General features: G+C 60.7%; 25 protein-coding genes. 14 read left to right on the top strand and 11 right to left on the bottom strand.

The window, feature by feature from the left end:
• The 3 genes from QZ326_RS03140 to QZ326_RS03150 all read left to right on the top strand — a co-directional run.
• A partial coding sequence (locus tag QZ326_RS03140) for a CTP synthase (RefSeq protein ID WP_295741082.1) occupies positions 1-1,178 on the top strand: 1,178 nt, incomplete at its 5' end.
• A gap of 453 nt (positions 1,179-1,631) precedes the next feature.
• A complete protein-coding gene (locus QZ326_RS03145) occupies positions 1,632-2,705 on the top strand; it encodes a Xaa-Pro peptidase family protein (protein ID WP_295741083.1) in 1,074 nt (357 codons plus the stop codon).
• A 79-nt stretch (positions 2,706-2,784) separates the two neighbouring features.
• Entirely contained in the window at positions 2,785-4,398 is a 1,614-nt protein-coding gene (locus QZ326_RS03150; RefSeq protein WP_295741085.1) for a putative manganese-dependent inorganic diphosphatase, read from the top strand.
• Between the two features lie 348 nt (positions 4,399-4,746).
• Here QZ326_RS03150 and QZ326_RS03155 read toward each other — a convergent pair whose 3' ends face one another.
• On the bottom strand, positions 4,747-5,217 hold the full coding sequence (locus tag QZ326_RS03155) for a nucleoside deaminase (RefSeq protein WP_295741087.1): 471 nt from the start codon (positions 5,215-5,217) through the stop codon (positions 4,747-4,749).
• Between the two features lie 81 nt (positions 5,218-5,298).
• Between QZ326_RS03155 and QZ326_RS03160 the strand changes: the two genes are divergently transcribed.
• The 7 genes from QZ326_RS03160 to QZ326_RS03190 all read left to right on the top strand — a co-directional run bounded on the left by QZ326_RS03160 (position 5,299) and on the right by QZ326_RS03190 (position 8,107).
• Positions 5,299-5,562, top strand: coding sequence for a DUF2508 family protein (locus QZ326_RS03160; protein ID WP_295741089.1), 264 nt, complete (start codon positions 5,299-5,301; stop codon positions 5,560-5,562).
• Positions 5,553-5,816, top strand: a complete 264-nt coding sequence (locus QZ326_RS03165; RefSeq protein ID WP_295741091.1) for a pro-sigmaK processing inhibitor BofA family protein — start codon at positions 5,553-5,555, stop codon at positions 5,814-5,816. The genes QZ326_RS03160 and QZ326_RS03165 overlap by 10 nt, the downstream gene beginning before the upstream one ends.
• A 250-nt stretch (positions 5,817-6,066) precedes the next feature.
• Complete coding sequence (rplM, locus tag QZ326_RS03170) at positions 6,067-6,498, top strand: 50S ribosomal protein L13 (RefSeq protein WP_293280466.1); 432 nt, start codon at positions 6,067-6,069, stop codon at positions 6,496-6,498.
• 14 nt (positions 6,499-6,512) lie between these two features.
• The gene (rpsI, locus tag QZ326_RS03175; RefSeq protein WP_016321907.1) at positions 6,513-6,917 is read left to right on the top strand and encodes a 30S ribosomal protein S9; all 405 of its coding nucleotides are present in this window, start codon (positions 6,513-6,515) and stop codon (positions 6,915-6,917) included.
• 309 nt (positions 6,918-7,226) lie between these two features.
• On the top strand, positions 7,227-7,592 hold the full coding sequence (locus tag QZ326_RS03180) for a hypothetical protein (protein ID WP_295741095.1): 366 nt from the start codon (positions 7,227-7,229) through the stop codon (positions 7,590-7,592).
• Positions 7,589-7,783 carry a helix-turn-helix transcriptional regulator gene (locus QZ326_RS03185; RefSeq protein ID WP_295741097.1) on the top strand — a complete coding sequence of 65 codons (195 nt, stop codon included), beginning with the start codon at positions 7,589-7,591 and terminating at the stop codon, positions 7,781-7,783. Before QZ326_RS03180 ends, QZ326_RS03185 begins: the two co-directional genes overlap by 4 nt.
• Before the next feature lie 3 nt (positions 7,784-7,786).
• A complete protein-coding gene (locus QZ326_RS03190) occupies positions 7,787-8,107 on the top strand; it encodes a hypothetical protein (RefSeq protein WP_295741100.1) in 321 nt (106 codons plus the stop codon).
• A 70-nt stretch (positions 8,108-8,177) separates the two neighbouring features.
• Here QZ326_RS03190 and QZ326_RS03195 read toward each other — a convergent pair whose 3' ends face one another.
• From QZ326_RS03195 to QZ326_RS03210, 4 genes are all read right to left on the bottom strand, one after another.
• Positions 8,178-9,284, bottom strand: a complete 1,107-nt coding sequence (locus QZ326_RS03195; protein WP_295741102.1) for a hypothetical protein — start codon at positions 9,282-9,284, stop codon at positions 8,178-8,180.
• A gap of 56 nt (positions 9,285-9,340) precedes the next feature.
• Positions 9,341-11,014, bottom strand: a complete 1,674-nt coding sequence (locus QZ326_RS03200) for a peptide ABC transporter substrate-binding protein (RefSeq protein ID WP_295741104.1) — start codon at positions 11,012-11,014, stop codon at positions 9,341-9,343.
• A gap of 204 nt (positions 11,015-11,218) precedes the next feature.
• On the bottom strand, positions 11,219-11,686 hold the full coding sequence (locus QZ326_RS03205; RefSeq protein WP_295741106.1) for a VOC family protein: 468 nt from the start codon (positions 11,684-11,686) through the stop codon (positions 11,219-11,221).
• Positions 11,687-11,690: 4 nt separating this feature from the next.
• Entirely contained in the window at positions 11,691-12,851 is a 1,161-nt protein-coding gene (locus QZ326_RS03210) for a DEAD/DEAH box helicase (RefSeq protein ID WP_295741108.1), read from the bottom strand.
• Positions 12,852-13,136: 285 nt separating this feature from the next.
• On the opposite strand from QZ326_RS03210, the gene QZ326_RS03215 reads away from it, so the two are divergent.
• Positions 13,137-13,352, top strand: a complete 216-nt coding sequence (locus tag QZ326_RS03215) for a helix-turn-helix domain-containing protein (protein ID WP_016322020.1) — start codon at positions 13,137-13,139, stop codon at positions 13,350-13,352.
• Positions 13,353-13,459: 107 nt separating this feature from the next.
• On the opposite strand, the gene QZ326_RS03220 is transcribed toward QZ326_RS03215, so the two are convergent.
• Positions 13,460-14,197: a hypothetical protein gene (locus tag QZ326_RS03220; protein ID WP_295741110.1), complete on the bottom strand. Its 738-nt coding sequence runs from the start codon at positions 14,195-14,197 to the stop codon at positions 13,460-13,462.
• Positions 14,194-14,670 (bottom strand): RNA polymerase sigma factor, encoded by a 477-nt coding sequence (locus tag QZ326_RS03225; protein WP_295741112.1) that lies wholly within the window; start codon positions 14,668-14,670, stop codon positions 14,194-14,196. Before QZ326_RS03225 ends, QZ326_RS03220 begins: the two co-directional genes overlap by 4 nt.
• Before the next feature lie 268 nt (positions 14,671-14,938).
• On the opposite strand from QZ326_RS03225, the gene QZ326_RS03230 reads away from it, so the two are divergent.
• The 3 genes from QZ326_RS03230 (at position 14,939) to QZ326_RS03240 (ending at position 17,802) form a co-directional block, all read left to right on the top strand.
• Positions 14,939-15,859 carry a diguanylate cyclase gene (locus QZ326_RS03230; protein WP_295741114.1) on the top strand — a complete coding sequence of 307 codons (921 nt, stop codon included), beginning with the start codon at positions 14,939-14,941 and terminating at the stop codon, positions 15,857-15,859.
• Positions 15,860-15,891: 32 nt separating this feature from the next.
• Positions 15,892-16,584: a flagellar brake protein gene (locus QZ326_RS03235; protein WP_295741116.1), complete on the top strand. Its 693-nt coding sequence runs from the start codon at positions 15,892-15,894 to the stop codon at positions 16,582-16,584.
• Between the two features lie 408 nt (positions 16,585-16,992).
• Positions 16,993-17,802: an S-layer homology domain-containing protein gene (locus QZ326_RS03240; protein WP_295741117.1), complete on the top strand. Its 810-nt coding sequence runs from the start codon at positions 16,993-16,995 to the stop codon at positions 17,800-17,802.
• Positions 17,803-17,861: 59 nt separating this feature from the next.
• Here the strand turns inward: QZ326_RS03240 and QZ326_RS03245 are convergent, their stop codons facing one another.
• From QZ326_RS03245 to QZ326_RS03260, 4 genes are all read right to left on the bottom strand, one after another.
• Positions 17,862-20,288 (bottom strand): glycogen/starch/alpha-glucan phosphorylase, encoded by a 2,427-nt coding sequence (locus tag QZ326_RS03245; RefSeq protein WP_295741119.1) that lies wholly within the window; start codon positions 20,286-20,288, stop codon positions 17,862-17,864.
• A 24-nt stretch (positions 20,289-20,312) separates the two neighbouring features.
• On the bottom strand, positions 20,313-22,127 hold the full coding sequence (gene glgA, locus QZ326_RS03250; RefSeq protein ID WP_295741121.1) for a glycogen synthase GlgA: 1,815 nt from the start codon (positions 22,125-22,127) through the stop codon (positions 20,313-20,315).
• Positions 22,128-22,247: 120 nt separating this feature from the next.
• Positions 22,248-23,357 (bottom strand): glucose-1-phosphate adenylyltransferase subunit GlgD, encoded by a 1,110-nt coding sequence (gene glgD, locus QZ326_RS03255; RefSeq protein WP_295741123.1) that lies wholly within the window; start codon positions 23,355-23,357, stop codon positions 22,248-22,250.
• A partial coding sequence (locus tag QZ326_RS03260) for a sugar phosphate nucleotidyltransferase (protein ID WP_295741125.1) occupies positions 23,354-24,117 on the bottom strand: 764 nt, incomplete at its 5' end. The genes QZ326_RS03260 and glgD, both read right to left, overlap by 4 nt.

Here is a 24,117-nt window from a genome sequence, read left to right on the forward strand (position 1 = left end):
GCGGCACCGTGGGCGACATCGAGTCCCAGCCCTTTCTGGAGGCCATCCGCCAGGTACGGGCGGAGAGGCCCCTGGGGGATGTGGTGTTCATCCACGTGCCCCTCATCGTCCAAGTCCCCGGCTCCGGGGAGCTGAAATCCAAGCCCACCCAGCACTCCGTGAAGGAGCTCTTGTCCCTGGGCATCCAGCCGGACATCCTGGTGTGCCGCTGCGACGCGCCCATCACGGAGGATGTGCGGCAGAAGATCGCCCTCTTCTGCAACGTCCAGCCGGACTGCGTCATCCAGAACGCCACCGCCTCCACGCTGTACGAGGTGCCGCTGCTGATGGCGGAGGAGGGACTGGATGAGGCGGTGTGCCGGAAGCTGGGTCTCATCACCCATCAGCCGGACCTGCGGGAGTGGACCGCCATGGTGAAGCGGGAAAAGGCGGCCAGCCGCCGGGTGCGCATCGCCCTGGTGGGGAAGTACACCCAGCTCCACGACGCCTACCTCTCTGTGGTGGAGTCCCTGAACCACGCCGGCACCGCCAACGGCGCCATTGTGGAGATTGCGTGGGTAGACTCCGGAACACTGACGGCGGAGAACGTATCCCAGACCTTGGCGGGCTGCGCCGGCGTGCTGGTACCCGGGGGCTTTGGCGGCCGGGGCATTGAGGGCATGATCGCCGCCATACAGTATGCCCGGGAAAACCGCATTCCTTACCTGGGCATCTGCCTGGGGATGCAGATGGCGGTGGTGGAGTTCGCCCGTCATGTGCTGGGCTGGCGGGACGCCAACTCCACCGAGTTCGACCCGGCCACGCCCCACCCCGTCATCGGCCTGATGCCGGAGCAGGTGAATGTCACCGACAAGGGCGGCACCATGCGCCTGGGCCGGTACCCCTGCGTCCTGGCGGAGGGCGTCCGCAGCCGCAGTCTCTACGGTGCGCCGGAGATCTCCGAGCGCCACCGGCACCGCTATGAGTTCAACAATGATTTCCGGGAGGCCCTCCAGGCGGCGGGTCTGACATTGGCGGGCACGTCTCCTGACGGCCGTCTGGTGGAGATCGTGGAGCTGCCGGACCACCCCTGGTTCGTGGCCGCCCAGTTCCACCCGGAGTTCAAGAGCCGGCCCGACCGCCCCCATCCGCTGTTTTGCGGATTTGTCAAAGCGGCGGTAGAATCGGCGGAGGGATAGGGAATACTCTAATGGTGTCCGCCCATGCGGGCGCGGGAGCCCTGTACCCGCTCTGACGGACGGGGGGACTGTCAGCCGTGAAGATGGCTGGGCTATGCACCCCCATCTTCTCCCTTCGCAAAGAGAGAGAAAAATGGGTCGTAAATGTCAAATAGAGGTATTATAGAATGATCAGTATAGGAAGAGCTGGCAGCGCGAACCATTGAAACGGAAGCTGTCAAATTCCTGCGGCAGGAAGAGACTTTGAGAAAACTTGTATCGGAGACAATCTCCCGGGCGCTGCGGACGCCGGAGAAAATCCGCAAAATCCTGAATGATGACAGTCTGAACGCCCCCGCGTGCTTTCATCGGGTCGAGGCTGTGGTAAAGATATTGGAATCAAACGGCATTGAAACCACACGCCATGAGTGGTGGGCGCGAAAATAAATCAATAAAGAATTGGAGAACGCCAAAATGAACCATTTTAAACAAATTGCCGCCGCCTTGGAGCACCGCGGTCTGGACGCCATGCTCCTCTCCTGCGAGGCCAACCGCTTCTACGCCTCCGGATTCCACTCCTCCGGCACCGACGGTATGGCCCTGGTCACCCGGAAGAAGAACTACTACTTCACCGACTCCCGCTACACCGAGGCCGCCGGGCGTGCCGTACAGGACGCTGAGCTGCGGGAGGTGGGCCCCGGCAAGGGCTACTCCACTCGGCTGAAAGAGGCCATCGAGGAACAGTCCATCGAGAAGATGGGCTTCGAGGACGCCTATATGACCGTTCAGGATTACGAGACCTACCGCAAGGCCCTGCCCTGCGAGCTGGTGCCCGCCGCCGAGCTTCTGGCGGAGCTGCGCCGGGTGAAGGACCGGGAGGAGCTGGAGATCATGACCGCCGCCCAGCGCATCGCCGAGCGGGCGCTGGCGGACATCTTAAAGGAAATCCGCCCCGGCGTGACGGAGAAGGAGATCGCCGCCCGGCTCCAATACCTGATGCTCCACTATGGAGCGGAGAATATGTCCTTTGACCCCATCGTGGTCTCCGGCCCCAACGGCAGCCTGCCCCACGGCGTACCCTCGGAAAAAGAAATCCGGAGCGGCGAGTTCGTCACCATGGACTTCGGCTGCATCTACCACGGCTACTGCTCTGACATGACCCGCACTGTGGCGGTGGGCTCTGTGACGGAGGAGATGCGCACCGTATACGAGACGGTGCTGGCTGCCCAAAAGGCCGGCATCGCCGCCGCCCGGGCCGGCGTCACCGGCAGGGACGTGGACGGCGCCGCCCGGAAGGTCATCGCGGACGCCGGATACGGAGACTGTTTCGGCCACGGCTTCGGCCACGGCGTGGGCGTGGAGATCCATGAGGAGCCCCGGGCCTCCTCCGCCAACGGCAAGTCCCTGCCGGCGGGAGCCGTCATCTCTGCGGAGCCGGGAATCTACCTCCCAGGGAGGCTGGGCGTCCGAATCGAGGATGTGATCGTCATCACGGAAGACGGCTGTGAAAACCTGACCCGGGCCCCCAAGGAACTGCTGATTTTGTAACGCCTCCGTTGACAAAGGCATCTCAGGGCTGTATGATGATACTGTATTGAGCACAATTTCCCCAAAGGAGGGTTTCCCTATGGACACCGTATATATCACCGGACACCGAAACCCGGACACCGACTCCATCGTCTCCGCCATGGCTTACGCCGCGCTGAAAAATGCCCTGGGCAAGCGGGAGTACCAGGCCGCCCGGCTGGGTCAGGTCAGCGACGAGACCCAGCTCGTACTGGACCGCTTCGGATTCCAGCCTCCCAAGCTCATCAGCAACGTCCGCACCCAGGTCCGGGACTTGGATTATGACATCCCCCCCACTCTGTCCGCCGCCGCCACCATCAGCCGGGGTTGGCAGACCATGCAGAGCGAAAAGATCTCCGTCCTCCCCGTGGCCAATGAGGACGGCACACTGTACGGCATGCTCTCCGCCGGGGATGTAGCCAACTACGACATGACCTCTGTCCGAAACCCCCGCATGGGGGAGATCCCCGTGTTCAATCTGCTGTCTGTTCTGGAGGGCAAGATACTCAACGAAGGCGGTGAGCTGAAGGATGTCATCTCCGGCGAGGTGATCATCGCCCTGCCCGCCAGCCGGGAAAATCTCATGTTCACCAACAAGGACAGCATTGTCGTCTGCGGTGACCAGCCGGAGATGATCCGCCGGGCCCTGGAGCTGGAGGTCAGCTGTGTCATCGTCTGTCAGGCGGAGGTGTCCCAGGAGCTGCTGGAGGCCAAAACCAGCACCTGCATCATCTCCACCCCCATCGACGCCTATCAGGCCGTGCGCCTGATCTGCCACGCTCTGCCCATCTCGCACATCTGCAACAGCCAGGCTCTGGTCTGTTTCCACCTGGACGACTATGTCGACGACGTGCAGGACGCCGTGCTGGAGAGCCGTTTCCGGGCTTATCCCATCTTGGACGAGAACGAACGGGTGGTGGGCACGCTGTCCCGCTTCCACCTGCTGCGCCCCCGCCGCAAGCGGGTGGTTCTGATGGACCACAATGAAAAAGCCCAGTCCGTGCCGGGGCTGGACCAGGCGGAGATTCTGGAAATCGTGGACCACCACCGTCTGGCGGATATCGAGACCAAAAATCCCATCAGCGTCCGCAACGAGCCGGTGGGCAGCACGACCACCATCGTGGCGGGTATGTATCAGGAGAAGGGCCTGATGCCCACCGCCAAGATGGCGGGCCTGATGGCTGCGGCCATCATCTCCGACACGGTCATGTTTAAGTCCCCCACCTGCACCCAGCGGGACATCGACATTGCCAACCGCATGGCCCGTATCGCCAACCTCTCCCTGGAGGAGCTGGGCAAGGCCATCTTCTCCGCCACCTGCGGAGACGACAGGACGGTGGATGCCATGATCCACACGGACTACAAGGAATTCCACATCGCGGGCCACAATCTGGCTGTGAGCCAGATCACCTGTATGGACTCCGACCGCCTTCTGGCCCGGAAGGAGGAATTCCTGGCCGCCATGGAAGCTGTCCACAGCCAGAGGAAACTGAATACCGTGGTGCTGATGATTACGGACGTTCTGCTGGAGGGCACCTGGCTCCTGTATGTGGGGGACGAGGAAACCATCGAGCAGGCCTTCAATATCAAGGGCGCGAAGAACAGCGTCTTCCTGCCCAAGATCATGTCCCGGAAAAAACAGGTCATCCCCACCCTGTCGGCGCTGTGGGGCTGATTGCAGCAGGCGGCATCTGAAAAAGCCGGCGGCGCGGAACTTCCGTGCCGCCGGTTCCACGTCCCTGTCTTTGTCCTTTACAGTCTTTCGCACCGCGGCGAAACCGGTCATATTATGTAAAGTAAGGAACCAGTTCTCCACCCCGCGCCACACGGCCTTTTGCGGGACGCTTTGCTGGCTTCCGCTCCGGAGAAATAGGGAACAGGCCAGCCTCCCGGCTGGCCTGTTCCCTATTTTTTGGAAGATTGGATGAAAAGAAGTTTTGTCTCTTGCAAGTATTAAGATACAGGAGAGTTGTTAAGCAAACCAGCATCAATTGTTAAGAAAGAATTAAATCCAATTGTTTTTTTATGTCAACTTGTCCTCTCTCTGCCGAAGGCCGCTGAAAAACGCCGACAGCACCTCCCGGCACTCCGCCTCCAGAACCCCTCCCACCAGGGCGGGGCGGTTGGGAAAGTCCTCCATAAAGAGGTTCGTCACACCGCCGCAGGCGCCGAAGGTCCTGTCCCGGGCGCCGTACCAGACCCGGGATATTCGGGCGTTCAAGATTGCCCCTGCGCACATGGGGCAGGGCTCCAGGGTGACGTACAGCTCACAGCCCTCCAGCCGCCAGGCGCCAAGAAACTCGTTGGCCTGAGCAATGGCCTCCATCTCCGCGTGGGAGGCGGCGGACTGCTTCTCCTCCCGCCGGTTGCGGCCCCGGCCCACGATCTCGCCCTCCCTGACGATGACGCACCCCACGGGCACCTCGCCCGCCAGGGCGGCCTCCCGGGCCAGCTCCAGTGCCTGGCGCATATAGAATTCCCGGTCCCCTGTCATTTTTCTTTTCGCCTCCCGCATGAAAATTGGAATATTTGTCCAAACTCCCAGTATGAATAGAGACAGTAGGGACAATGCCTTATGAAAAACGTGCTCTTTGCCAAGCGTGCCCGGCCAGACCTGGAGCTTTTGACCCTGAAAGCCGAACTGCTGGAGGCCCAAGGGGAACTGGCCTGCGCCTACCAGCAGTTTGACCACGCCCTGGACCCGGAGCTGGTGGAATCCTGCATCTACCAGATCAGCGCCGTGAAGGCCCGCTGCAACTATCTTATCCGCGCCATCAAGGAGCGCAGTCCCGAGAGCGCGGCGGCAGCGGACTTCCAGGGGGATGCCGTATGGACCTGAACCAGAAGGTCATCGCCGCCCTGCTGGCAGGATTCTTCCTTATTGCCCTGCTGCGGGTGTTCCAGGCTCCGCTGAAAGTAGCGGTCAAGCTGCTGGCCAACACCCTGCTGGGCTTTCTGGCCCTGTGGGCGGTGAATCTGACGTCCGGGATCACCGGCCTTACCCTGGGGCTGAACCTCTGGAACGCCCTGGTGATCGGCATTCTGGGCCTGCCGGGGTTCGGCCTGCTGCTGCTGGTACATTGGGTATTATAGCCGCCTACATATTCTCTCAGGCGCGGAAGGTCGGATCTTCCGCGCTTTTCCAACTCCATTTTTAAAAATGCAAATTCAGAATTTTAAAGATAACAAGAGATAAATTGAGATTTCGCGAGTTTTCTGCCCGCTAAATGAAATTCATGTTGACACCGCCGGTCCGCTGTGTTATAAATAATCTTGCTCCGATTTTACCCCGGAGCGCTTGATTTGTAAAGCAAATACAAATATATCATACGGAGGAAACACCATGTCCACTTTTATGGCAAACAAGGCCAACATTGAGCGCAAGTGGTACATCCTGGACGCCGCCGGAAAGCCCCTGGGCAAGACCGCTGTCCGGGCCGCCGATCTGCTGCGCGGCAAAAACAAGACCACCTTCACGCCCCACGCCGACTGCGGAGATAATGTCATCATCATCAACGCGGGAAAAGCGGTGCTCACCGGCAAAAAGGGCGAGCAGAAGATCTACCGCACCCACTCCGGCTGGGTGGGCGGCCTCAAGGAGACCCCCTACCGTATCCTGATGCAGGAAAAGCCTGAGGTTGCCATGCGGGTGGCCGTCCGGGGCATGATGCCCAAGAACACCGTGGCCAAGGATTCCCTGAAGCGCCTGCACATCTATGCCGGTGCCGAGCACAAGCAGCAGGCCCAGAAGCCCATCGCCCTGGACGCTGAATAAGGAGGAGGAAGCGTATGTATCAGTCTAAGAAGCCCTATCTGTACGGCACCGGCCGCCGGAAGTCCTCCGTGGCCCGCGTCCACCTGTTCCCGGGCGGCACCGGCTCCATCACCATCAACGGCCGTGACATTGACGAGTATTTTGGCCTGGACACCCTGAAAATGGTGGTCCGCCAGCCCCTGGAGGCCACCGGCAACACCGGCAAGATGGACATCGTGGCCACTGTCTCCGGCGGCGGTGTGTCCGGCCAGGCCGGCGCCCTGCGCCACGGCATTGCCCGCGCCCTGCTGCTGGCCAGCGAGGATAACCGCCCCATCCTGAAAAAGGCCGGTTTCCTGACTCGCGACCCCCGCATGAAGGAGCGCAAGAAGTATGGCCTCAAGGCCGCCCGCCGCGCACCTCAGTTCAGCAAGCGCTGATTTATACCTTCATACTTTCGAGATGCCGCCCAATGGGCGGCATCTTTTTACTCTCTAATAGGAAGAGGCCTCTTCACAGATTTTATGCAGGGGCCGGGCTCTGTCCCGGCCCGTCCGCCGGAAACCTGGCGTTTTCGGGAAAACGGGCGGCAGCGGAGCTCCGCCCCCGCAAAGCCGCAGCCGGAAACCCAAAATCACGGATGATAAAATGCGCGGCCGGACATTTGCAAATGTAAAAAGTTCTTGACTTTTCTGCTCCGCCGGGCTATCATATGAATGTAAAGAGCTTTTTACTTTAGGAGGCCTCCCATGAAACGTATTTTTGAAAAGCTGGGATTTCGCAAGATGGACGAAATGGAACGGCACATCCTGTTCAAGGCCCAGCGAAACGCCTATCTCTTCCTGATCGCTGCCCTTGTGATCTGGTCCTTTTACGAGAGCATCCAAGTTTATATCCATCACAGCCGGCTGAATCTTCTCCCGTGCCTTCTGCTGACAGCGGCAGTGCTGATCCAGTCCTTTTCCCAGATAATCCTGACCCGCAGCGCGGTGAAGGACGACGAGGATTCCTACGAAACCGGCCCTCTCATAAAGCTGGTCCTGCTGGCCTGCGTCATCGCCGCCGCGGCAGCCACCGCCGTGGCCGCCGTGGTACTGATGGGTGTCCGGACATGAAGAACCAGATCAAGGCCCTCCGCAAGTCCAAGGGATACCGCCAGGAGGATCTGGCCGCCGCGTTGGGCGTGACCCGGCAGACCATCATCGCCATCGAGAACAACAAATATAACCCCACCCTGGAGCTGGCCATGAAGCTGGCCCGGCACTTGGGAACAACCGTCGAGGAGCTGTTTCAGCTGGAGGTGTGAATCATGAAGAAAAGCTGCGCTGCGCTGATTCCTTATGTCCTTGTACTGGCCGTGGATTTCTATCTCCTGCCCCTTTTGATGGTGGGCACGGGCACGGCCATGCTTCTGATGCTGTTCGTCATGCCGCTGGCGGCGTTCATCACGGCGCTGGCCTGCGGGATGCGCCGCGGATTCTTTCTCCTGCTTCCGGCCGCCGCCTTTGTCCTGTTTCTCCCGACGATTTTCATCTATTACAACGCCTCCGCCTGGGTCTACGCCGCGGCCTATGCCATAATTGTCCTGGCTGGAAACTGCGCAGGACGGATCTTTTACGGGAAGCGGTAAGCGTCAAAAGAGAGGGGGATGCCTGTGGGCATCCCCCTCTCTTTTTCTGTTCCTCGTTTGACTTTTTCATTTATACATATGCCTGGAACCCGCTTTTCTTCGTTGGAAAACGACTGAAATGCCCTGATGAATACACTTGGAGATTTCGCAAAAAGCGGTTGGCAGACTGGCCGGCGGCACTGTCCCCGGGAAAACGCAGGAGAGCCGCCACATTGCGCAGGTCGGACTCCACGAACTTGTACCGAAAATCCACGCTGACCTGATGGCGCACCCCATTTTCATCCCGGTAAGCGGCCCACATATTGGCTTTGCCGGGGTGCCCCGGATCAAATTCCGGGCCGGAATAGTCTTCAAAGGTCTTTGTGCCGTCCAGGTGGGTGACGATACAGGAATCGACAATGCCCTTGTTTCCCTCCGAGCCGCCGGTCTGATAAAACCACTGGAAGTCCCTGGGCGAAACCTGGTCCGGATCAATCATGTACTGCTCACTCACATCAAATTTGTTGGAAAAGGCGGTGTTGAAGTTGTAGTAGAGGTTTAGTCCCTTCCCCTTGTAATCAGGCACGGAGATGTAGTCCTCCCAGCCCGCCTCCTGAATCAGGGCGTTGTAGCGTTCCGTAGCGGAGGCAATCGCCTCTTCGGTCTTGAAGTAGCAATCAGAATTATAGTACTTATAGGTCCGCTGAGAGTTCATCTCGCCGGTGACGTACTGCCGTCCCTCCTGGTTGTTCCGCTGGACCGCCGTGTCCAGGACCATCCGCCGGAACTCGCCGTAAATACTCTCCAGGGCGGCAGGCCCCATCATCCCATCCCAGAGGGGGCTGGGGTACCCGGTGTCCTTCGCCACATCGGTCAGATGCTGGTATCCCCGCTGAAAGACCTCCGTCAGGGAATCCGCGTCCATGGCCCCGTCCAGAAACTGTCCGGCCGCCAGTTTGGTCTGCTGTTCAAACTCCTTCCAGGCAGCGGCCGTGCCGGGATTTCGTCCCAAAGCAGCGCCGGTGAAGAGCGGCCGCCATGACTCCAGACGGTGCTCCGGACTCATGTCCACCGCGACCCATTCGTCCACATCCGGAGGTGTGTCAACAGTTTTGATCTCGTGGGAGGCGTCCAGAAAGGTGAATTTGCCATACTCGATCCACTTGCCGCCTCTGGGGGCATCTTGAATCTGTTCCAAAAAACTCTCCTCATTATATTTTCAGTTCTTCTGACACCAGCGAATGAATTCCAGTATTACGCCACTCTCGTCACCACGCTGGCGAAGCTGAACCAGCCCCGGGCGTCCCGGCAGGCGCCGGTCAGCGTCTCCCGCATCTCCCAGGCCGTTCCCCGGGTATACAGGGGAGCCATGACGCAGTCGGAGATCAGCAGGTCCTCCGCGTCATGGAGGCAGCCCATACGGGCGGTGCTGTTGGCGGCATTGGCGATGATAGCCATCAGGGTGTCATAGGCACTGTTGGTGTACTGGACCACGTTGTTGCTGCTGCCGGAGGTCCAGTTCATCAAAAAGCACTCGGCGTCATTGCCCACGGCGGTGAGGTCCGCCCCCGCCAGGTCGTACTCCCCGCTGCGCAGGGCGGCCCACAGCTCCCGGTTGGTGACGCCCACCGGCGTCACCCGCATCCCCAGGACCTCCTGCCACATCTGGCAGATCAGCTGAGCCACGGCGCCGTTGCTGCCGGCGTCCTCGTAGAGGTAGGTCATCTCTCCCAGGCTGACGCCGCTGTCGTAGCCCGCCTCGCTCAGCAGGGCCCTCGCCTGGACACAGCGCTCCTCGTAAGTCTCTCCGCCGCCGTCCAGCAGGGCGCCGCCCGCAGTGCGGAAATCCTCCTCCCCCTCCGGGACACCGGGCGGCACCAGTCCGCCGGCAGCCAGGGCGCTGACCCCCGCGGCGGCGGTCAGGGCATCCCGGTCAATGGCCAGATGAACCGCCTGGCGCACTAAGGAATCCCCCAGCATCTCCCGGCCGCAGTTGAACAGCACGGCGTAGGTGCCCATTTCCGGAATGGACGTCCAGTTCTCATCCGCCGCCAGCTCCGCCATCCGTTCCTCCGTCAGGGGCCAGACGGCGTCCACGGTCCTGTGGTCGTAGAGGGAGCGGGCCTCCTCCGCCGTGTCGGCAAAGTGAAACACCAGGGTCTGAGGGCCGGCCTGGTTGCTGTAGTAGCGCTCGTTCACCACAGCGGACAGCGACGCGCCCCCTGTGTAGGACTCCACCTGATAGGGGCCGTTGCACACCAGGGCCATGGGGTCAGACCACCAGCGCAGCTTCTCTCCGCCTGGCCGCTGGCTTCGCTCCTCCGCCGCGTCCTTGAGCTTTTGCAGCACATCCTGCCGCAGCGGCATGGTGGCAGGAGAGGTGCAGACCTCTGTCAAAAACCAGTCGTAGTGACCGCTGAGAACCACCACCAGTGTGCTGTCGTTCCTGGCTGTCACCTGGAGCTTGGTCATGTCCCCGGCGGCCCGGGCCTCGTCGTACCCCGCCACCACGGACAGCAGCGCCGCGTAGGGGGACCGGCTGGCCGGGTCCGCCAGCCGCTGCCAGGCGTACACAAAGTCCCCGGCCTTCACGTTGACCCCGTCGGACCACTTGGCGCTGCGGAGGCGGAAGGTGTAGGTCACCGTGCCGTCGTAGCTCTCCTCCTGGTCCACGGTCTTGGCCATGCCGCCCGTCACCGTGGGACTGCCGGAGACGTCCACCGTCACCCGCATCAGGTTCTCGTACAGATGGGCCAGGATGGTCTGGTCCCCGGTCTCCTCGGCGTAGATGGGGTCCAGGCTCACCGGGGCCGGGCCTACACACACGGACAGGGAGACCCCGTCCGCCTCTCCGGCGCAGCCCGCCAGCAGTCCAAGGCACATGGCCCCGGACAGGGCCAGACACATGAGTTTTTTCCAAATCCGCATAAATACTTTCCTCTATTCACCGCCGGACAGACGCCGGAATTTTTAGCAATACACTGACATTATAGAGAAATCCGCCGTTTTTGTAAAGTCGCTCCCGGAAAAAAGTTACAAAACGGTGACAGTTTTTAGATTTTATTCACAAATTTCCCCGGGGATTCCAACAAAAAGCGCGGCCCCCGGTGGGAGGCCGCGAAACAGAGTCGGTCATTCAGCTGTCAGGAGTTTTCCAAGATCCTCTACGGAGACATCCATCCGCACGGACACCTCCTCCATGGTCATACCGGAGGCGAGAAAGCGGCGGACCACTATCCCCATGTTCTCCCCCACCTCAATGAGGTGCCCGTCGGGGTCGTAGAGCCGGGCCACCCGCTGGCCCCAGCCGTGCTCCACCACATCCCCCAAGCGCCGGATATCCGGGCGGCTGTCCAGCTTCTTCAAAAAGCTGTCAAAGTCCTTGGTCTCGAAGCAAAGCTCCATGTTGTGGGACCGCTTTACCACGCTGTCCTCCGGCACGCCCGCAAGCCAGGCAAAGTTCTGCTGCAGCGCCAGGCCGCAGGTGAAGGAGACATTGATCCCGTAATCATGGTCCAGCTCCAGGCCGAACAGCTCCTCATAGAAGGCCTGGGACACACGAATGTCCGCCACGGAGATCAGGGCCGCCGTGTATCGCATGGCCTCAGCCCTCCACAGCGGCCAGATGGCCCTCGTCGTCAAATTTCACAGACACGATCTCATTCCGGGTCTTCTGGGCAATGTCGTCAATGCGCATCTTGGAGGGGTAGTCCGCCACGAAAGTCACCGCAACGCCCTGGCGCTTTGCCCGGCCGGTGCGGCCAATGCGGTGGACGTAGTCCTGGTTCTCGTCGGGCACGTCGCAGTTGAACACGATGTCCACATCGTCCACATCGATGCCCCGGGCCGCCACATCGGTGGAGACAAAGACCCGGAGCTTCCCCTGGCGAAAGCGGTCCATCACCTGCTCCCGGCGTTTCTGGGGAATATCCCCGTGGATACACTCGGCGTCAATGCCCCGCATCTGGAGGAATTTTGTGATCCGCTCCGTGGAGCCCTTGGTGTTGCAGAAGGCCATGCAGCGGTCAAAGCCGGTCTCGCTGAGAATTTTCTCAATGGCGTCCGCCTTGCCGTCGTAGGAGACGTCCATACGGAACTGCTTGATGTCCGGCTTGTTCTGCTCATCCTCCCGGACGGTGATCTCCGCCGCGTCCCGCTGGTACACCCAGGCGATGTCCATCACCTCCCGGGAGATGGTGGCGGAGAAGAGCCCCAGATTCCGGCGTTTGCTCATCTTATCCAGCAGGCGGGTCACGTCGTGGATAAAGCCCATGTCCAGCATCCGGTCCGCCTCGTCCAGCACCACGGTCTGGGCGGTGTCCACCCGAACCGTACGCCGCTTCATGTGGTCGCTGAGGCGGCCTGGGGTGGCCACCACGATCTGGGGGTGCTTTTTCAAGGTGTCGATCTGCCGCCCGATAGGTGCGCCGCCGTAAAGGCACACCGTCCGCACGCCGGGCTTGTAGGCCGCCAGGTCCCGGATCTCATCGGTGATCTGGATGGCCAGCTCCCGGGTAGGGGCCAGGATCACCGCCTGGACGCTCTCGTCCGCCGGGTCCGTGTGCTCCACAATGGGGATGCCGTAGGCAAAGGTCTTGCCGGTGCCTGTGGGAGCCTTGGCGATGACATCCTGCCAGTCCATCATGGGCGGAATACACCCCGCCTGAACCGGCGTGGAAACCGCGATATCCTTCTCTGCGATTGCCCGCATAATCTCCGGCGACAGCCCCAGGCCGTCAAACCGTACGCCTTCCGTATATTCCATAGCTTTTTTCCCTTTTTTTGATATAATAGTGTTGTACAGCTATTATACCCGCAATTCCGCCGCTTGTAAAGTACCGCCGCGGCCGGCTCCGGCCCCCAACTGGGGTTTTTCTCCAGAAGTATGGTATTTTAGTAAATTTTTGCCTAAATCACCAATAATCATTCTATTTTTGTAAAATTTATTGTATATTTTTAGTAAAATTATGTATTGTGTTCATAACATTTTCGCCTTTTTATGCTAAATTATTTTTAAGGGGACTCAACTATCCAGCGGGAGGTGTCAAACATGGCTGAAATGGACTATGTACGCATTTTACGTGACCTCCGGGAGGACGCCGACAAGACGCAGACGCAGATTGCCGAAGTCTTGGGGACCTCTCAGACCATGTACGCGCGGTACGAACGCGGCGCAAACGAATTGCCCATCCACCATTTGATTACTTTGAGCAGATACTACGGTGTCAGTACCGATTATTTGCTGGGTCTCAGTAGAGAGCGCTGAATGCGGACAGGAGCACTCCTGTCCGCACTTTTTTTGTGGGAGACGGATAAACTGGAGAGGGCGGGAATTCCCGCCCTCTCCAGTTTATGGATTCCGGTCCTGGTCCCTCAGGGCTCCTCCGGAGTTCCGGCGGGCTCAACGGTGAAGACTCCGCTTCTGAAAGAGGATTTCGCGCTGTCCGTAACAAGGATATCCTCGACGTCGACGTTGGTTACGGTCACAACGGAGCTGTTGACCACGCCGTTCTCATCGGACTCGCCGTCAGTGTCCACCGCGACTGCGGTGCTGACATGGAACCCGGTCTCCACATCGTCGCTGTTGAAGTGGTTGGTGTATACACTGCCGTCCGCCTGGGTCACGGTCTCTGTCATCTCCCAGGCCTCCAGGCCGCCGGTGACATCCACCTCCACCGAATGGTTTTCCAGGGACTTCTCGAAGTGGTACGCGCCGTCCTCTGTCAAGCGCTCGGTGATATCAATCTCCTCGCCGGCGGCGCAGAGCACCATCACTTTTCCGTCGTCCCGTTTCTCGATATACGCGCCCTCACTGACAGACAGGATAATCTGGTTGCCGTCCTGGTCCACGGCCTCATACCGGGTCTCGTAGCCGTCGGACCATACCTGCCGCAGGCTGTCGAACAGCGTTCCGCCGGTGGCCAGGTCCGCCGCGCCGGCGGTAACCGCCAGGGCCATGGCCATAACGGCGGCGATGGCAGCTCCCCGCAGGAGCTTCGGCAGCCGCCGGGCATTCTTTTTTTCGTTCATCATTTGAAAGACCTCCTTCTTGGCTTCCTCAGAGGCACACAGCCGGGAAAAGGTCTCGCAGTATAGGCGTTTATCAATCATGGGCTCTCTGCCTCCTTCAAATTGGTTTTCAGCTGTCCCCTGGCCCGCATGAGCCAGGTCTGCACGGTGGATGGGTTGGCGTTCATGGCGCCGGCCACCTCCCGGACGCTGTACCCCTCGTAGTAGTGGAGATAAACGGCGGCCCGGTACTTGGGCGGCAGGGCCATCACCTCTTGGAAGAGCGCACTCTGAGCCGGGGTGTCAAAGACCGCCGCCTCCGGGGCCTCCTCCAGGGGACCGGTCCGGCGCCGCCAGGGGGAGCGCAGCAGGCGCTTGCACTCGTTCACCGCCACCCGCACCACCCAGTAGCGCTCATGCTCCGGGGTGTCCAGAGGGGGCTGGGTGTAGAGCTTCAGCAGCGTCTCCTGCATCACATCCTCCGCGTCGGCCCGGTTTTTCAGATAGCTGTACGCCAACCGGAACACCATATCGGCGTACCGCTCCATGGCCGCCTCAAAGGCTGCGTCCGTCAACTCGTCTCACCTCGCTTGTTTGGGGTTGAAAGGCCTTTCTGTGGGGAATATCCGCCAGCGCCGGAAAAAATCTCATAACAGAGAAAATTTTCTCCGTTTTGAGCGTGACAGCGCCGGATTTCCCGTTCTTTTCCCAAATTTATACTTTCCCTTTTGAAAAAACTCTGATATAATATCTCAAATTGCGCCGCTTACAGCAAGCGCACTCTATCAGAGACAGTATACCACCCATTCCGCCTGCGGGCGTCATAATAAAAGGAGTATCGCCATGGAGAGAATTCTGGTCATCGATGACAGTCCTGTGCAGGCCAATCTTCTCAAGTCCATTCTGGATGACACCTATGATGTCACTACGGTTCACACCGCCGAGAGCGGACTGCACTACGCCAAGAGCGGCGACTATTCCCTGATCCTTCTGGACGTGATCATGCCCAGCATCAACGGTTTTGAACTGCTGGCACTGCTGCAGAAGGACTTCTCCACCCAGCATATCCCCGTCATCCTCATCACCAGCCTCTCCGATTTTCAAAACGAGGAGCGGGGCCTGACCCTGGGCGCGGTGGACTATATCTCCAAGCCTTTCCACCCTATGGTGGTCAAGGCCCGGGTCAACACCCACATCAAGCTGTACCAATACCGTGTGCAGATCGAGCGGCAGGCCACACTGGACCAGCTCACCGGCGTCGCCAACCGGCGGCACTACAACGCCGTCAGCCTGGAGCGGTGGCAGGACGCCGTGCGGCTGAACGTTCCCTTCTCCATCTGCATGATGGACATCGACAAATTCAAAGTTTACAACGACACCTTCGGCCACATGGCCGGAGACCAGGTGATCGCCTCTGTGGCCGCCGCAGCCTCCGCCCGCCTGCAGCGCGCAACGGACTTTTTCGCCCGCTACGGCGGCGAGGAGTTTGTGGCCATCATCCTGGGCAGCACCGCCGCAGATGCCTTTGAGCATATGCGGGGGATCCGGCGGGCGGTGGAAGAGCTCCGCATCCCCCACAGTGAAGCCGTCTCCCCTTGGGTCACAGTCAGCCTGGGCGGCGTGACCCTGTTCCCCGGTCCCAAGGATTCCTACGACACACATCTGAAAATTGCGGACACAATGCTGTATGATGCCAAGCGCTTCGGCCGCAACCAGGTGGTCTGGTACAGCGACAAGATGGATTTTTGGCGGGAGCATAAATAACAGCGGGCACACGTCCCGGAAAAGGAGATACCATGGGTCTGTTTGGATTGTTTGGAAAAAAGGCCGGAAAAGCCGCCCCGGCGGAAAAGGCGGAAGAGGGCTCCTTCCTGGAGGACTACGCCGGGATCGAGGCCGCGGTGACAGATACAGAGGGCCGCCTGCTCTTTACGGCAAAACTGTTGGGCTTGGAGGAAAACCACGGTGATCTGCACCAGCTCTCTGACGCTTCCATCTCCCGGGAGATGGAAGCGCCCCTGACCGTACAGCTCAGAGGATACAGCAGCCGCAAGTCCAAGGCCGCCTATCTGGAGGGCGCCATTTCTCCCACTGAGGACGAGCGGATCTGGCGTGTGGAAAATCTGACCCTGGTAAAGCTGGAAAATGACCGCTCCTATTTCCGTATGGATGTGTCCATGGATGCCACCCTCATTTCCGTGGGGCGGCCCGGCGCGGAGGAGGAACCCTGCAAGCTGGTGAACATCAGCGTAGGCGGTGTACGCATTGCCTCCGCCAACCAGCACCAAATCGGTGACCGGCTTCTGATCAGCGTGGACCTGACGCCGGGAAAAGCGCCTTCCACCATGCTCTGTCAGGTTCTGCGCATCATCGGACAGGATCAGGATTACGAGTACGGCTGCCGGTTCATTGAGCTGAACGACGCGGATGAGGATCGGATCATGCAGATCATTTTCGCCCTCCAGCGCAAGCAGAGCGGCCGTCTGTAATTCTCCGGGCCGTCTGAACACAGAGAACTTCTTTCATCTATACGGCGGCGCGGCTTTTTTGCCGCGCCGCCTCTTTTTTCAGAAGCTACGGAGCCAGCCCCTCCCCAGAGCTCTCAGGGCTCCCCAAAACACGATTGCTAAATTTTATATATTATACACAGCGCAAACGTTTGATTTTTGGCACAGAATTGGTCGAAAATGTCAACCAATTGGCGTATACTACCCTTATCTTAAACATGCGGAGTTCTCATTCTCCCGCGAAATGAATGGAGGCAGTTCCGATGAAGAAATTTCTCTCCCTGTTTCTCGCGCTTGTCATGATCTGTACCATCCTGCCCCTCTGCGGCTGCCAGCACGATCTACACAGCCAAGGAGGTCAAGGTCAAGCATGATTTCCAGACCGGGGGCGTGGACGACGGCAAAGGCGCTGCCACCTATGTGGACGTAGAGGGCGGCTACTACATCTCCCCCTGGAAGTACGACGTGGAGAGCATCAGCCTCACCGTCACCTACCAGGGCGAGGACTACAAAGTCAAGACCAAGGACCTGGAGCTGGACGGCCTCACTGAGGTCAAGGTCAGCGTCTACGAGCTGGACAGCAAGGTGGTCACCAGCACAGAGAGCGCCCCCGACGACGCCAAGAAGATTGCCAAGTTCAAAATTGACCTGGAGAAATGGACGGTCACCGCCATGCCCAAGACCGGGGATCTGGAAATGGCGGTGAAGTTCCAGTATAAGAACGCTGTTCCTGCCGATGCCAGCAACGCGGACGCCTATCCCCTGGACACTGCCGCCCAGGAACAGGCGGAAGCCCCCGCCGGGTCTCCGGAGCCCAAGCTGACGGAAACCCAGTACGAGGACGTGACCGACACCGGCGCATACTACTATAAGGCCGTCCAGTGGGCGGCGGAGATGGACATGGAATACTCGGGCACCTTTGATCCAGCCGCGCCATGCAGCCGCGGAAGCGCGGTGTACTTCATCTGGAAGGCCAATGGCAGCCCCAAGGCTGAGACCCGGGCCTCCTTCACCGACCTGCCGGAGACGCCCGCAGACGGCGGACAGTACTATTGGCCGGATTTCCTGGACGCCGTGAGCTGGGCCGTGGAGCAGGGCGTCACCAAGGGCACTGGCGACGGCTCCACCTTCTCCGGCGGCAATCCCTGCACCCGGGGCCAGATCGTCACTTTCCTGTTCCGGGCCGCCGGTGGGAAATAATTCCCGTTTCCCAAGCCAAAAAATTCCCTCCCGCTGGCAGCGGGAGGGAATTTTTTGGCTTACCTGTGGGACACGTGCCAAATGTTGTCCGCATACTCCCGCACCGACCGGTCGGCGGCAAAGATGCCGCTGCGGGCGATGTTGTGGAGGCTCATGCGGTTCCAGCGGTCCCGGTCCGTGTAGGCGGCGGCCATATCCCGCTCCGCCTGACAGTAAGACGCGAAGTCCGCCAGCAGCAGGTACTCGTCCGCCGCGCTGCCGCCGGAGCCGAACAGCAGCCGCTGGTACAGGTCCTCGTAGCTCACGCCGTCCCGGAAGCCGGTGCGCAAGGCGTCCAGGCAGCGGCGCAGGGTCTCGTCCTGGGTATACAGCCGCTGGGGGATGTAGCCCTCCCGTCTCAGCTGCTCCACCTCGTCGGCGTGGAGGCCGAAGAGGAACATATTCTCGTTGCCCAGCACCTGGTTCATCTCCACGTTGGCGCCGTCCAGAGTCCCCACAGTCAGGGCACCGTTCATCATGAACTTCATGTTGCCGGTACCGCTGGCCTCCTTGCCGGCGGTGGAGATCTGCTGGCTCACCTCGCTGGCGGGCATCAGCACCTCCGCCAGGGAAACCCGGTAGTTCTCCAGGAACACCACCTGGAGCTTATCCTTGCAGATGGGGTCGTGGGCGATCTGGTCCTCCAGGGAGTTGATGAGGCGGATGATCCGCTTGGCCACCACGTAGCCCGGGGCAGCCTTGGCACCGAAGAGGAAGGTGTGGGGCTGGGTGATGGCGTTGGGATCGTCCTGGAGCTTCTGGTACAGGGCGATGATATGCAGCACATTCAGCAGCTGCCGCTTGTACTCGTGGAGCCGCTTCACCTGCACGTCAAAGATGGCGTTGGGATCCAGAATGACGCCCCGGGTCTTCTTGGCATGGAGGGCGAAGGCCTCCTTATTCTGCCGCTTGATCTCCCCCAGGCGGTCCAGCACGGACTTGTCATCCGCATAACTGTCCAGCTTCTGGAGCGCCATGGCGTTGGACAGGTACTCCTCCCCGCCGGCGAGGTCCCGGATCAGACCGTCCAGGCCGGGGTTGATCTCGCTGAGCCAGCGGCGGTGGTCAATGCCGTTGGTGACGTTTTTGAACTTCCAGGGCTCCATCTGGCAGGCGTCCCGGAACACGTCGTTGCGCAGGATATCCGTATGCAGGGCGCTGACGCCGTTGACCGCCATGCTGCCGGCCAGGCACAGGTTGGCCATGCGGACCTGGCCGTCCCACACGATGGCCATGTACTGGGTCTTGCCGGGGTCGTGGTAGTACTCGTCGACCTTCTTCTGCCAGCGGCCGGAGATCTCCTTGATAATCTGCCAAATCCGGGGCAGGCGCTGCTCCATCAGCTTCTGGGGCCAGCGCTCCAGCGCCTCCGCCAAAACGGTGTGGTTGGTGTAGGCCACGGACTGGGTGGTGATGGACCAGGCGTCGTCCCAGTTCATGCCGGCGTCGTCGATCAGAATCCGCATCAGCTCCGGGATCACCAGGGCCGGATGGGTGTCATTGATCTGGATGACGTTCTTCTCGTGGAAGTTCTTCATGGTGCCGTACATGGCCATGTGCTTGGTGGTGATGGACTGCATGGTGGCGGAGACAAAGAAATACTGCTGCTTCAAGCGCAGAGATTTGCCCTCCTCGTGACTGTCGTCGGGGTAGAGGACCTTGGAGATGGACTCCGCCATAGCCTCCTCCTCCGCCGCCTTGAGGTACTCTCCCCGGGAGAACAGGGACATGTCCATGGGGGACGTGGCCCGGGGCTCCCACAGCCGCAGGGTATTGACGTGGTCCGTGCCGAAGCCGGGAATCTTCATGTCACAGGGCACTGCCAGCACGGTGGTGGCATTCTCATTGACGGTGTGCAGGCGGCCGTTGTCCCAGAACTCCCGCACGGTGCCGCCGAAGCGGACCTCCTGGGCCTCCTCCGGCTTGGGCACCAGCCAGGACATGCCCAAATCCTTCCAGTGGTCCGGCAGCTCCACCTGCTCGCCCTCCACGATCTTCTGCTTGAAGAGGCCCAGGTCGTAGCAGATGGAATAGCCGGTAGCCGGGATGTCAAGCGTGGCCATGGAATCCAGGTAGCAGGCGGCCAGGCGGCCCAGGCCTCCGTTGCCCAGAGCCGCGTCCGGCTCCATCTCAAAGATGTCTCCGGCCTTAAAGCCCAGGTTGGACAGGGCCTCTTTCATCTGGGGCAGAACGTCCAGATTGTAGGCGTTCTTCATCAGGCTCCGGCCCATCAGAAACTCCATGGACAGGTAGTGAACCCGCTTGCGCTGTTCACGGTCGGTCTTCTTGCGGGTCTCCACCCCGCGGATGGCCATCACGTCCCGCAGAACCAGGGCGCAGGCCTTCATCATCTCCTGATCGTTTGCCTCGTCGGGGGTCTTGCTGAAATTCAGCATCAGCTTTTCCGTCAGGGCTTTCTCCAGTGTCTCAGTGGTAAAAGGTCTCATCGCATCTCCATACCCGCCGCCCGCTTACTTCTCCTTCGGGGCGGTTCCTTTCTTTTTGGTTTCTCCGGCAGCTTTTTTCACGGCGGGCTCCTTCTTCGCCGCGTTTTTGGTTCCGGGTTTGCGGCCCCGCTTCTTGGGCTCCGCCTTTGCAGGAGCGGATTCCTCCGCGGGAGCGGCCTTTTGGGCAGTCCGTCTGGCGGACACCTTCTTCACCGTCTCCCCAGCGGGGACGGCCTCCTGAACGGTCTCCGCCGCCGGAGCGGGCTCCTCAAAAGGGCGGGCTTCCTCCGCCACGGGCTCCGCCGCGGGGGGCGTCTCCTCCGCGGGAGCGGGCGCCTCGGCAGGGGTCTCCGGGGCGGCCGCAGGAACCTCCTCCGCAGGGGCGGCCTCCGGCGCGGGCCAGACCTGCCCGGTGACGTTCGCGTAGATCCGCAGGTACTCTCCGGCGCTGCGGGCCCAGCTGAAATCGCACGCCATGGCCCGCTTGCGCAGGCGGCTGAACACGTCGGGGTAGTCCTTGTACAGGTACACGGCCTCCCGGATGACGTGAAGCATGTCGTTGCTGGCATAGTTGGCGAAAGTGAATCCGTTGCCGGCATCCCGCCAGGCCTCGTAGGCGTGGACAGTGTCCTTCAGCCCGCCGGTCTCCCGGACGATGGGCACCGTGCCGTAGCGCATGGCGATCATCTGGCTCAGGCCGCAGGGCTCGCTCTTGGAGGGCATCAGGAACAGGTCCGCGCCGGCGTAGATGGCCATGGACAGCTCCTCGTTGTAATCCAGGCGCACCGCCATCCGGCCCGTGTACTGCTGGGCGGCCCAGTGGAAGAACTCCTCGTACTTCTTGTCACCCTTGCCCAGCACCACCAGCTGCATGGGGAGTTTCATCATATCATGAAGCACTTCACAAATCAAGTCCAAACCCTTGTGGGAGACCAGACGGCTTACAATGGCCACGATGGGCACGTGCGGCTCCTCCCGCAATCCCATCAGGCGCTGGAGGTGGGCCTTGTCGGCGTCCTTGCCGGCCATGTCCTCCACGCTGAAATTGGAAGCGATGCTGGGATCCTTAGCGGGATTATAGCGGTCCATATCAATGCCGTTCAGCACACCGTAGAGCTTATATTCGCACTGGCGCATGACGCTCTCCATCCGGTGGGCGAAATAGGCCATTTTCAGCTCGTTGGCGTATGTAGGAGACACGGCGTTGACGGCGTCGGCGCAGAGGACCGCGCCCTTGAGGAGATTCAGGTCGCCGTCCATCAGCAGCGTGCCGTCCTCCACCCAGCCGGCGTCCAGGCCGAACAGGTCGCCCAGGACATAGGGGTTATAGCGGCCCTGGTATTCGATGTTGTGGACGGTCAGCGTGGTGCGTATGGAGCGGAAGCGCTCCTCCCGGACACCGTCGTCCTTGAGGTAGACAGGCACGAGAGCGGTCTGCCAGTCGTTGCAGTTGATGACGTCGGGCCAAAACTTCAAGTGGTCCAGCATCCGCACCACAGCCCGGGAGAAGAAGCCAAACCGCTCACCATCGTCCATGTAGCCGTAGAGGTCAGGACGGTCGAAGTACTGCTCGTTGTCCAGGAAATACCACGTCACGCCGTCCTTTTCCAGGGAGAACAGTCCACAGTAGACGTGGCGCCAGGCCAGGTTCACATAATCATAGCACAGGAAGGTCAGCTGGCTGCCAAACCGTTCCCGAACCCGCCGGTACAGGGGCAGCACCACCGCCACCTCCGCGCCCTCCGCCGCCAGGGCAGACGGCAGAGAACCGGCTACGTCGGCCAATCCTCCGGTTTTACAAAAAGGGACTGCCTCGCTGGTTGCATACAAAATTTTCATGTCTCATTGCTCCTTTTCTTCGTGTTCATTAGAAAGCTTCCAATCTCCCACTTCCGCCGGAAAGCTCCGGCGTTTACAACTCAATCAGGGGGAGCGCGCTCCCCCTGACCGAAGTCTGTATCAAACAATGCTGCCCTTGGCCACCACAATGGGGTAGGTGGCATGGCCCATCAGCGTCCGGTCCTCCTGGACCTTCACGTCCTTGTCGCAGATCACATAGGCCAGCTTTGCGCCGCCGAGGACATGGGTCCCCTTGAAGAGGATGCTGTCCCGGACCACCGCGCCCTTTGCCACGTTGACGCCAGGGAAGAGAATGGAATTCTCCACCACGCCCTCAATGCGGCAGCCCTCGCCCACCAGGGAGTTGACACACACGCCCTCCGGTCCCACATAGGTGGAGGACTTGTCGGTGCCCTTGGCCCGGACAGGGCGGACCGGGGTGAAGAGATCCGCCCGGATGGCCGGGTCCAGCAGCTGCATGCTGCGGTCGTAATACTCCTTCACGGAGCGCATCTGGGCGGCGAAGCCGCTCCAGATATAGCTGCGCAGGTACAGCTGGTCCTTCCGGGCCTGGAGCACATCCCGCCGCCAGCTGTACTGGTCCTTGGCGGCGCACTCGTCCACCATCTCCTTGAGGAGCCTGGTGGAGACGATGTATACCTCCAGCCCACGGTAACCTCTAGGGCGGTGGAGGTTGTAGAGTACCTCCGTCACCCGTCCGTCGCTGATCTCAAAATAGGTGCCATCGTCGGTGGCAAAGCTGTCGTTTCCGCAGACCACGGTGATATCCGCGCCGGACTTCACGTGGCTCTCATAGATGTCGTTCATGGGAAGGTTTGCCACCAGGTCGCCGTCCATCAGGGCCACATAGTCCTGGCGGATGGTATCCAAATAGCTGCGCACACCGGCCAAGGCCTCCATATGGCCCCGGAAGGGCATGGCGCCCCAGCTCTGTTGGTAGTTGAAGGGGGGCAGCATCCGCAGGCCGCCCCGCTTGCGGCTTAGATCCCAGGCCTTGCCGGTGCCCAAATGGTCCAGCAGGCTCTGGTAGTGGCCGTGGAGCACGACGCCCACATCCGTGCAGCCGGCGTTCACCAGGCTGGAGAGGGCAAAGTCCACCGCCCGGTACCGTCCGCCAAAGGGGATGGACGCCGCAGAGCGGATCTGGCCCAGCTCCTGCATCTCGTTGCGCTTTTCATAGGAGAAAATAATCCCGTGCAGTCCGTTCATTTGGACACCTCCTCAGCGTTCTTGCCCAGCATTACGCCGGGACGCACCTCGCGGCCCTCCTCCAGGCAGCAGCCGGGGGCCAGCACCGTCAGTCCGCCCCAGGTGTCGGAGGCGTCCGCCATGGGGCTGCCGCCCACGCGGCAGTCCTTGCCCACGCGGCAGCCCTCGCCCAGGATGGCGTACTCCACCACTGCGCCGGGCTCCACCACCGTGCCGGGGAGCAGCACGGAGTAGCAGACCCGGGCGCCTGCTGCCACGGTCACATTGGAGGAGAGGACGGAGTTTTCCACCGTGCCCTCCAGCACGCTGCCGCGGTTAATGGCGCTGTGGCTCACCTTGGAGTCCCCGCCCAGGAAGGCCGGCGGGGCGTTGACGGAGCGGGCATAGATGGGCCAGGAGTCATCGCTGAGGTCCAGGCCGGAGGTGGGAGACAGCATATCCATGTTGGCGTCCCACAGGGAGTCCAGGGTTCCCACGTCCTTCCAGTAGCCGGCAAAGCGGTAGGCCGCCATGCGCTGGCCGTCCCTCAGCATGGTGGGGATGATGTTCTTGCCGAAGTCGTTCTCAGACGCCGGATTAGCCTCGTCGTCGGTGAGATACTGTCGCAGGGTCTTCCAGGTGAAGACGTAGATACCCATGGAGGCCAGGTTGCTTTTGGGCTCCTTTGGCTTTTCGGCGAACTCGGTAATCATGTCCTCCCCGTTGACGCTCATGATGCCGAAGCGGGGAGCCTCCTCCCAGGGCACCTCCATGACGGAGA

It is taken from the genome of uncultured Oscillibacter sp. (assembly GCF_910587525.1).
Classification (GTDB): Bacteria; Bacillota; Clostridia; order Oscillospirales; family Oscillospiraceae; genus Oscillibacter.

Bases quoted from the DNA above. Each gene is read 5' to 3' on its own strand.
- QZ326_RS03145 (WP_295741083.1), top strand. From the start codon at position 1,632: ATGAACCATTTTAAACAAATTGCCGCCGCCTTGGAGCACCGCGGTCTG.
- QZ326_RS03150 (WP_295741085.1), top strand. From the start codon at position 2,785: ATGGACACCGTATATATCACCGGACACCGAAACCCGGACACCGACTCC.
- QZ326_RS03155 (WP_295741087.1), bottom strand. From the start codon at position 5,217: ATGACAGGGGACCGGGAATTCTATATGCGCCAGGCACTGGAGCTGGCC.
- QZ326_RS03160 (WP_295741089.1), top strand. From the start codon at position 5,299: ATGAAAAACGTGCTCTTTGCCAAGCGTGCCCGGCCAGACCTGGAGCTT.
- QZ326_RS03165 (WP_295741091.1), top strand. From the start codon at position 5,553: ATGGACCTGAACCAGAAGGTCATCGCCGCCCTGCTGGCAGGATTCTTC.
- rplM (WP_293280466.1), top strand. From the start codon at position 6,067: ATGTCCACTTTTATGGCAAACAAGGCCAACATTGAGCGCAAGTGGTAC.
- rpsI (WP_016321907.1), top strand. From the start codon at position 6,513: ATGTATCAGTCTAAGAAGCCCTATCTGTACGGCACCGGCCGCCGGAAG.
- QZ326_RS03180 (WP_295741095.1), top strand. From the start codon at position 7,227: ATGAAACGTATTTTTGAAAAGCTGGGATTTCGCAAGATGGACGAAATG.
- QZ326_RS03185 (WP_295741097.1), top strand. From the start codon at position 7,589: ATGAAGAACCAGATCAAGGCCCTCCGCAAGTCCAAGGGATACCGCCAG.
- QZ326_RS03190 (WP_295741100.1), top strand. From the start codon at position 7,787: ATGAAGAAAAGCTGCGCTGCGCTGATTCCTTATGTCCTTGTACTGGCC.
- QZ326_RS03200 (WP_295741104.1), bottom strand. From the start codon at position 11,014: ATGCGGATTTGGAAAAAACTCATGTGTCTGGCCCTGTCCGGGGCCATG.
- QZ326_RS03205 (WP_295741106.1), bottom strand. From the start codon at position 11,686: ATGCGATACACGGCGGCCCTGATCTCCGTGGCGGACATTCGTGTGTCC.
- QZ326_RS03210 (WP_295741108.1), bottom strand. From the start codon at position 12,851: ATGGAATATACGGAAGGCGTACGGTTTGACGGCCTGGGGCTGTCGCCG.
- QZ326_RS03215 (WP_016322020.1), top strand. From the start codon at position 13,137: ATGGCTGAAATGGACTATGTACGCATTTTACGTGACCTCCGGGAGGAC.
- QZ326_RS03220 (WP_295741110.1), bottom strand. From the start codon at position 14,197: ATGATTGATAAACGCCTATACTGCGAGACCTTTTCCCGGCTGTGTGCC.
- QZ326_RS03230 (WP_295741114.1), top strand. From the start codon at position 14,939: ATGGAGAGAATTCTGGTCATCGATGACAGTCCTGTGCAGGCCAATCTT.
- QZ326_RS03235 (WP_295741116.1), top strand. From the start codon at position 15,892: ATGGGTCTGTTTGGATTGTTTGGAAAAAAGGCCGGAAAAGCCGCCCCG.
- QZ326_RS03245 (WP_295741119.1), bottom strand. From the start codon at position 20,288: ATGAGACCTTTTACCACTGAGACACTGGAGAAAGCCCTGACGGAAAAG.
- glgA (WP_295741121.1), bottom strand. From the start codon at position 22,127: ATGAAAATTTTGTATGCAACCAGCGAGGCAGTCCCTTTTTGTAAAACC.
- glgD (WP_295741123.1), bottom strand. From the start codon at position 23,357: ATGAACGGACTGCACGGGATTATTTTCTCCTATGAAAAGCGCAACGAG.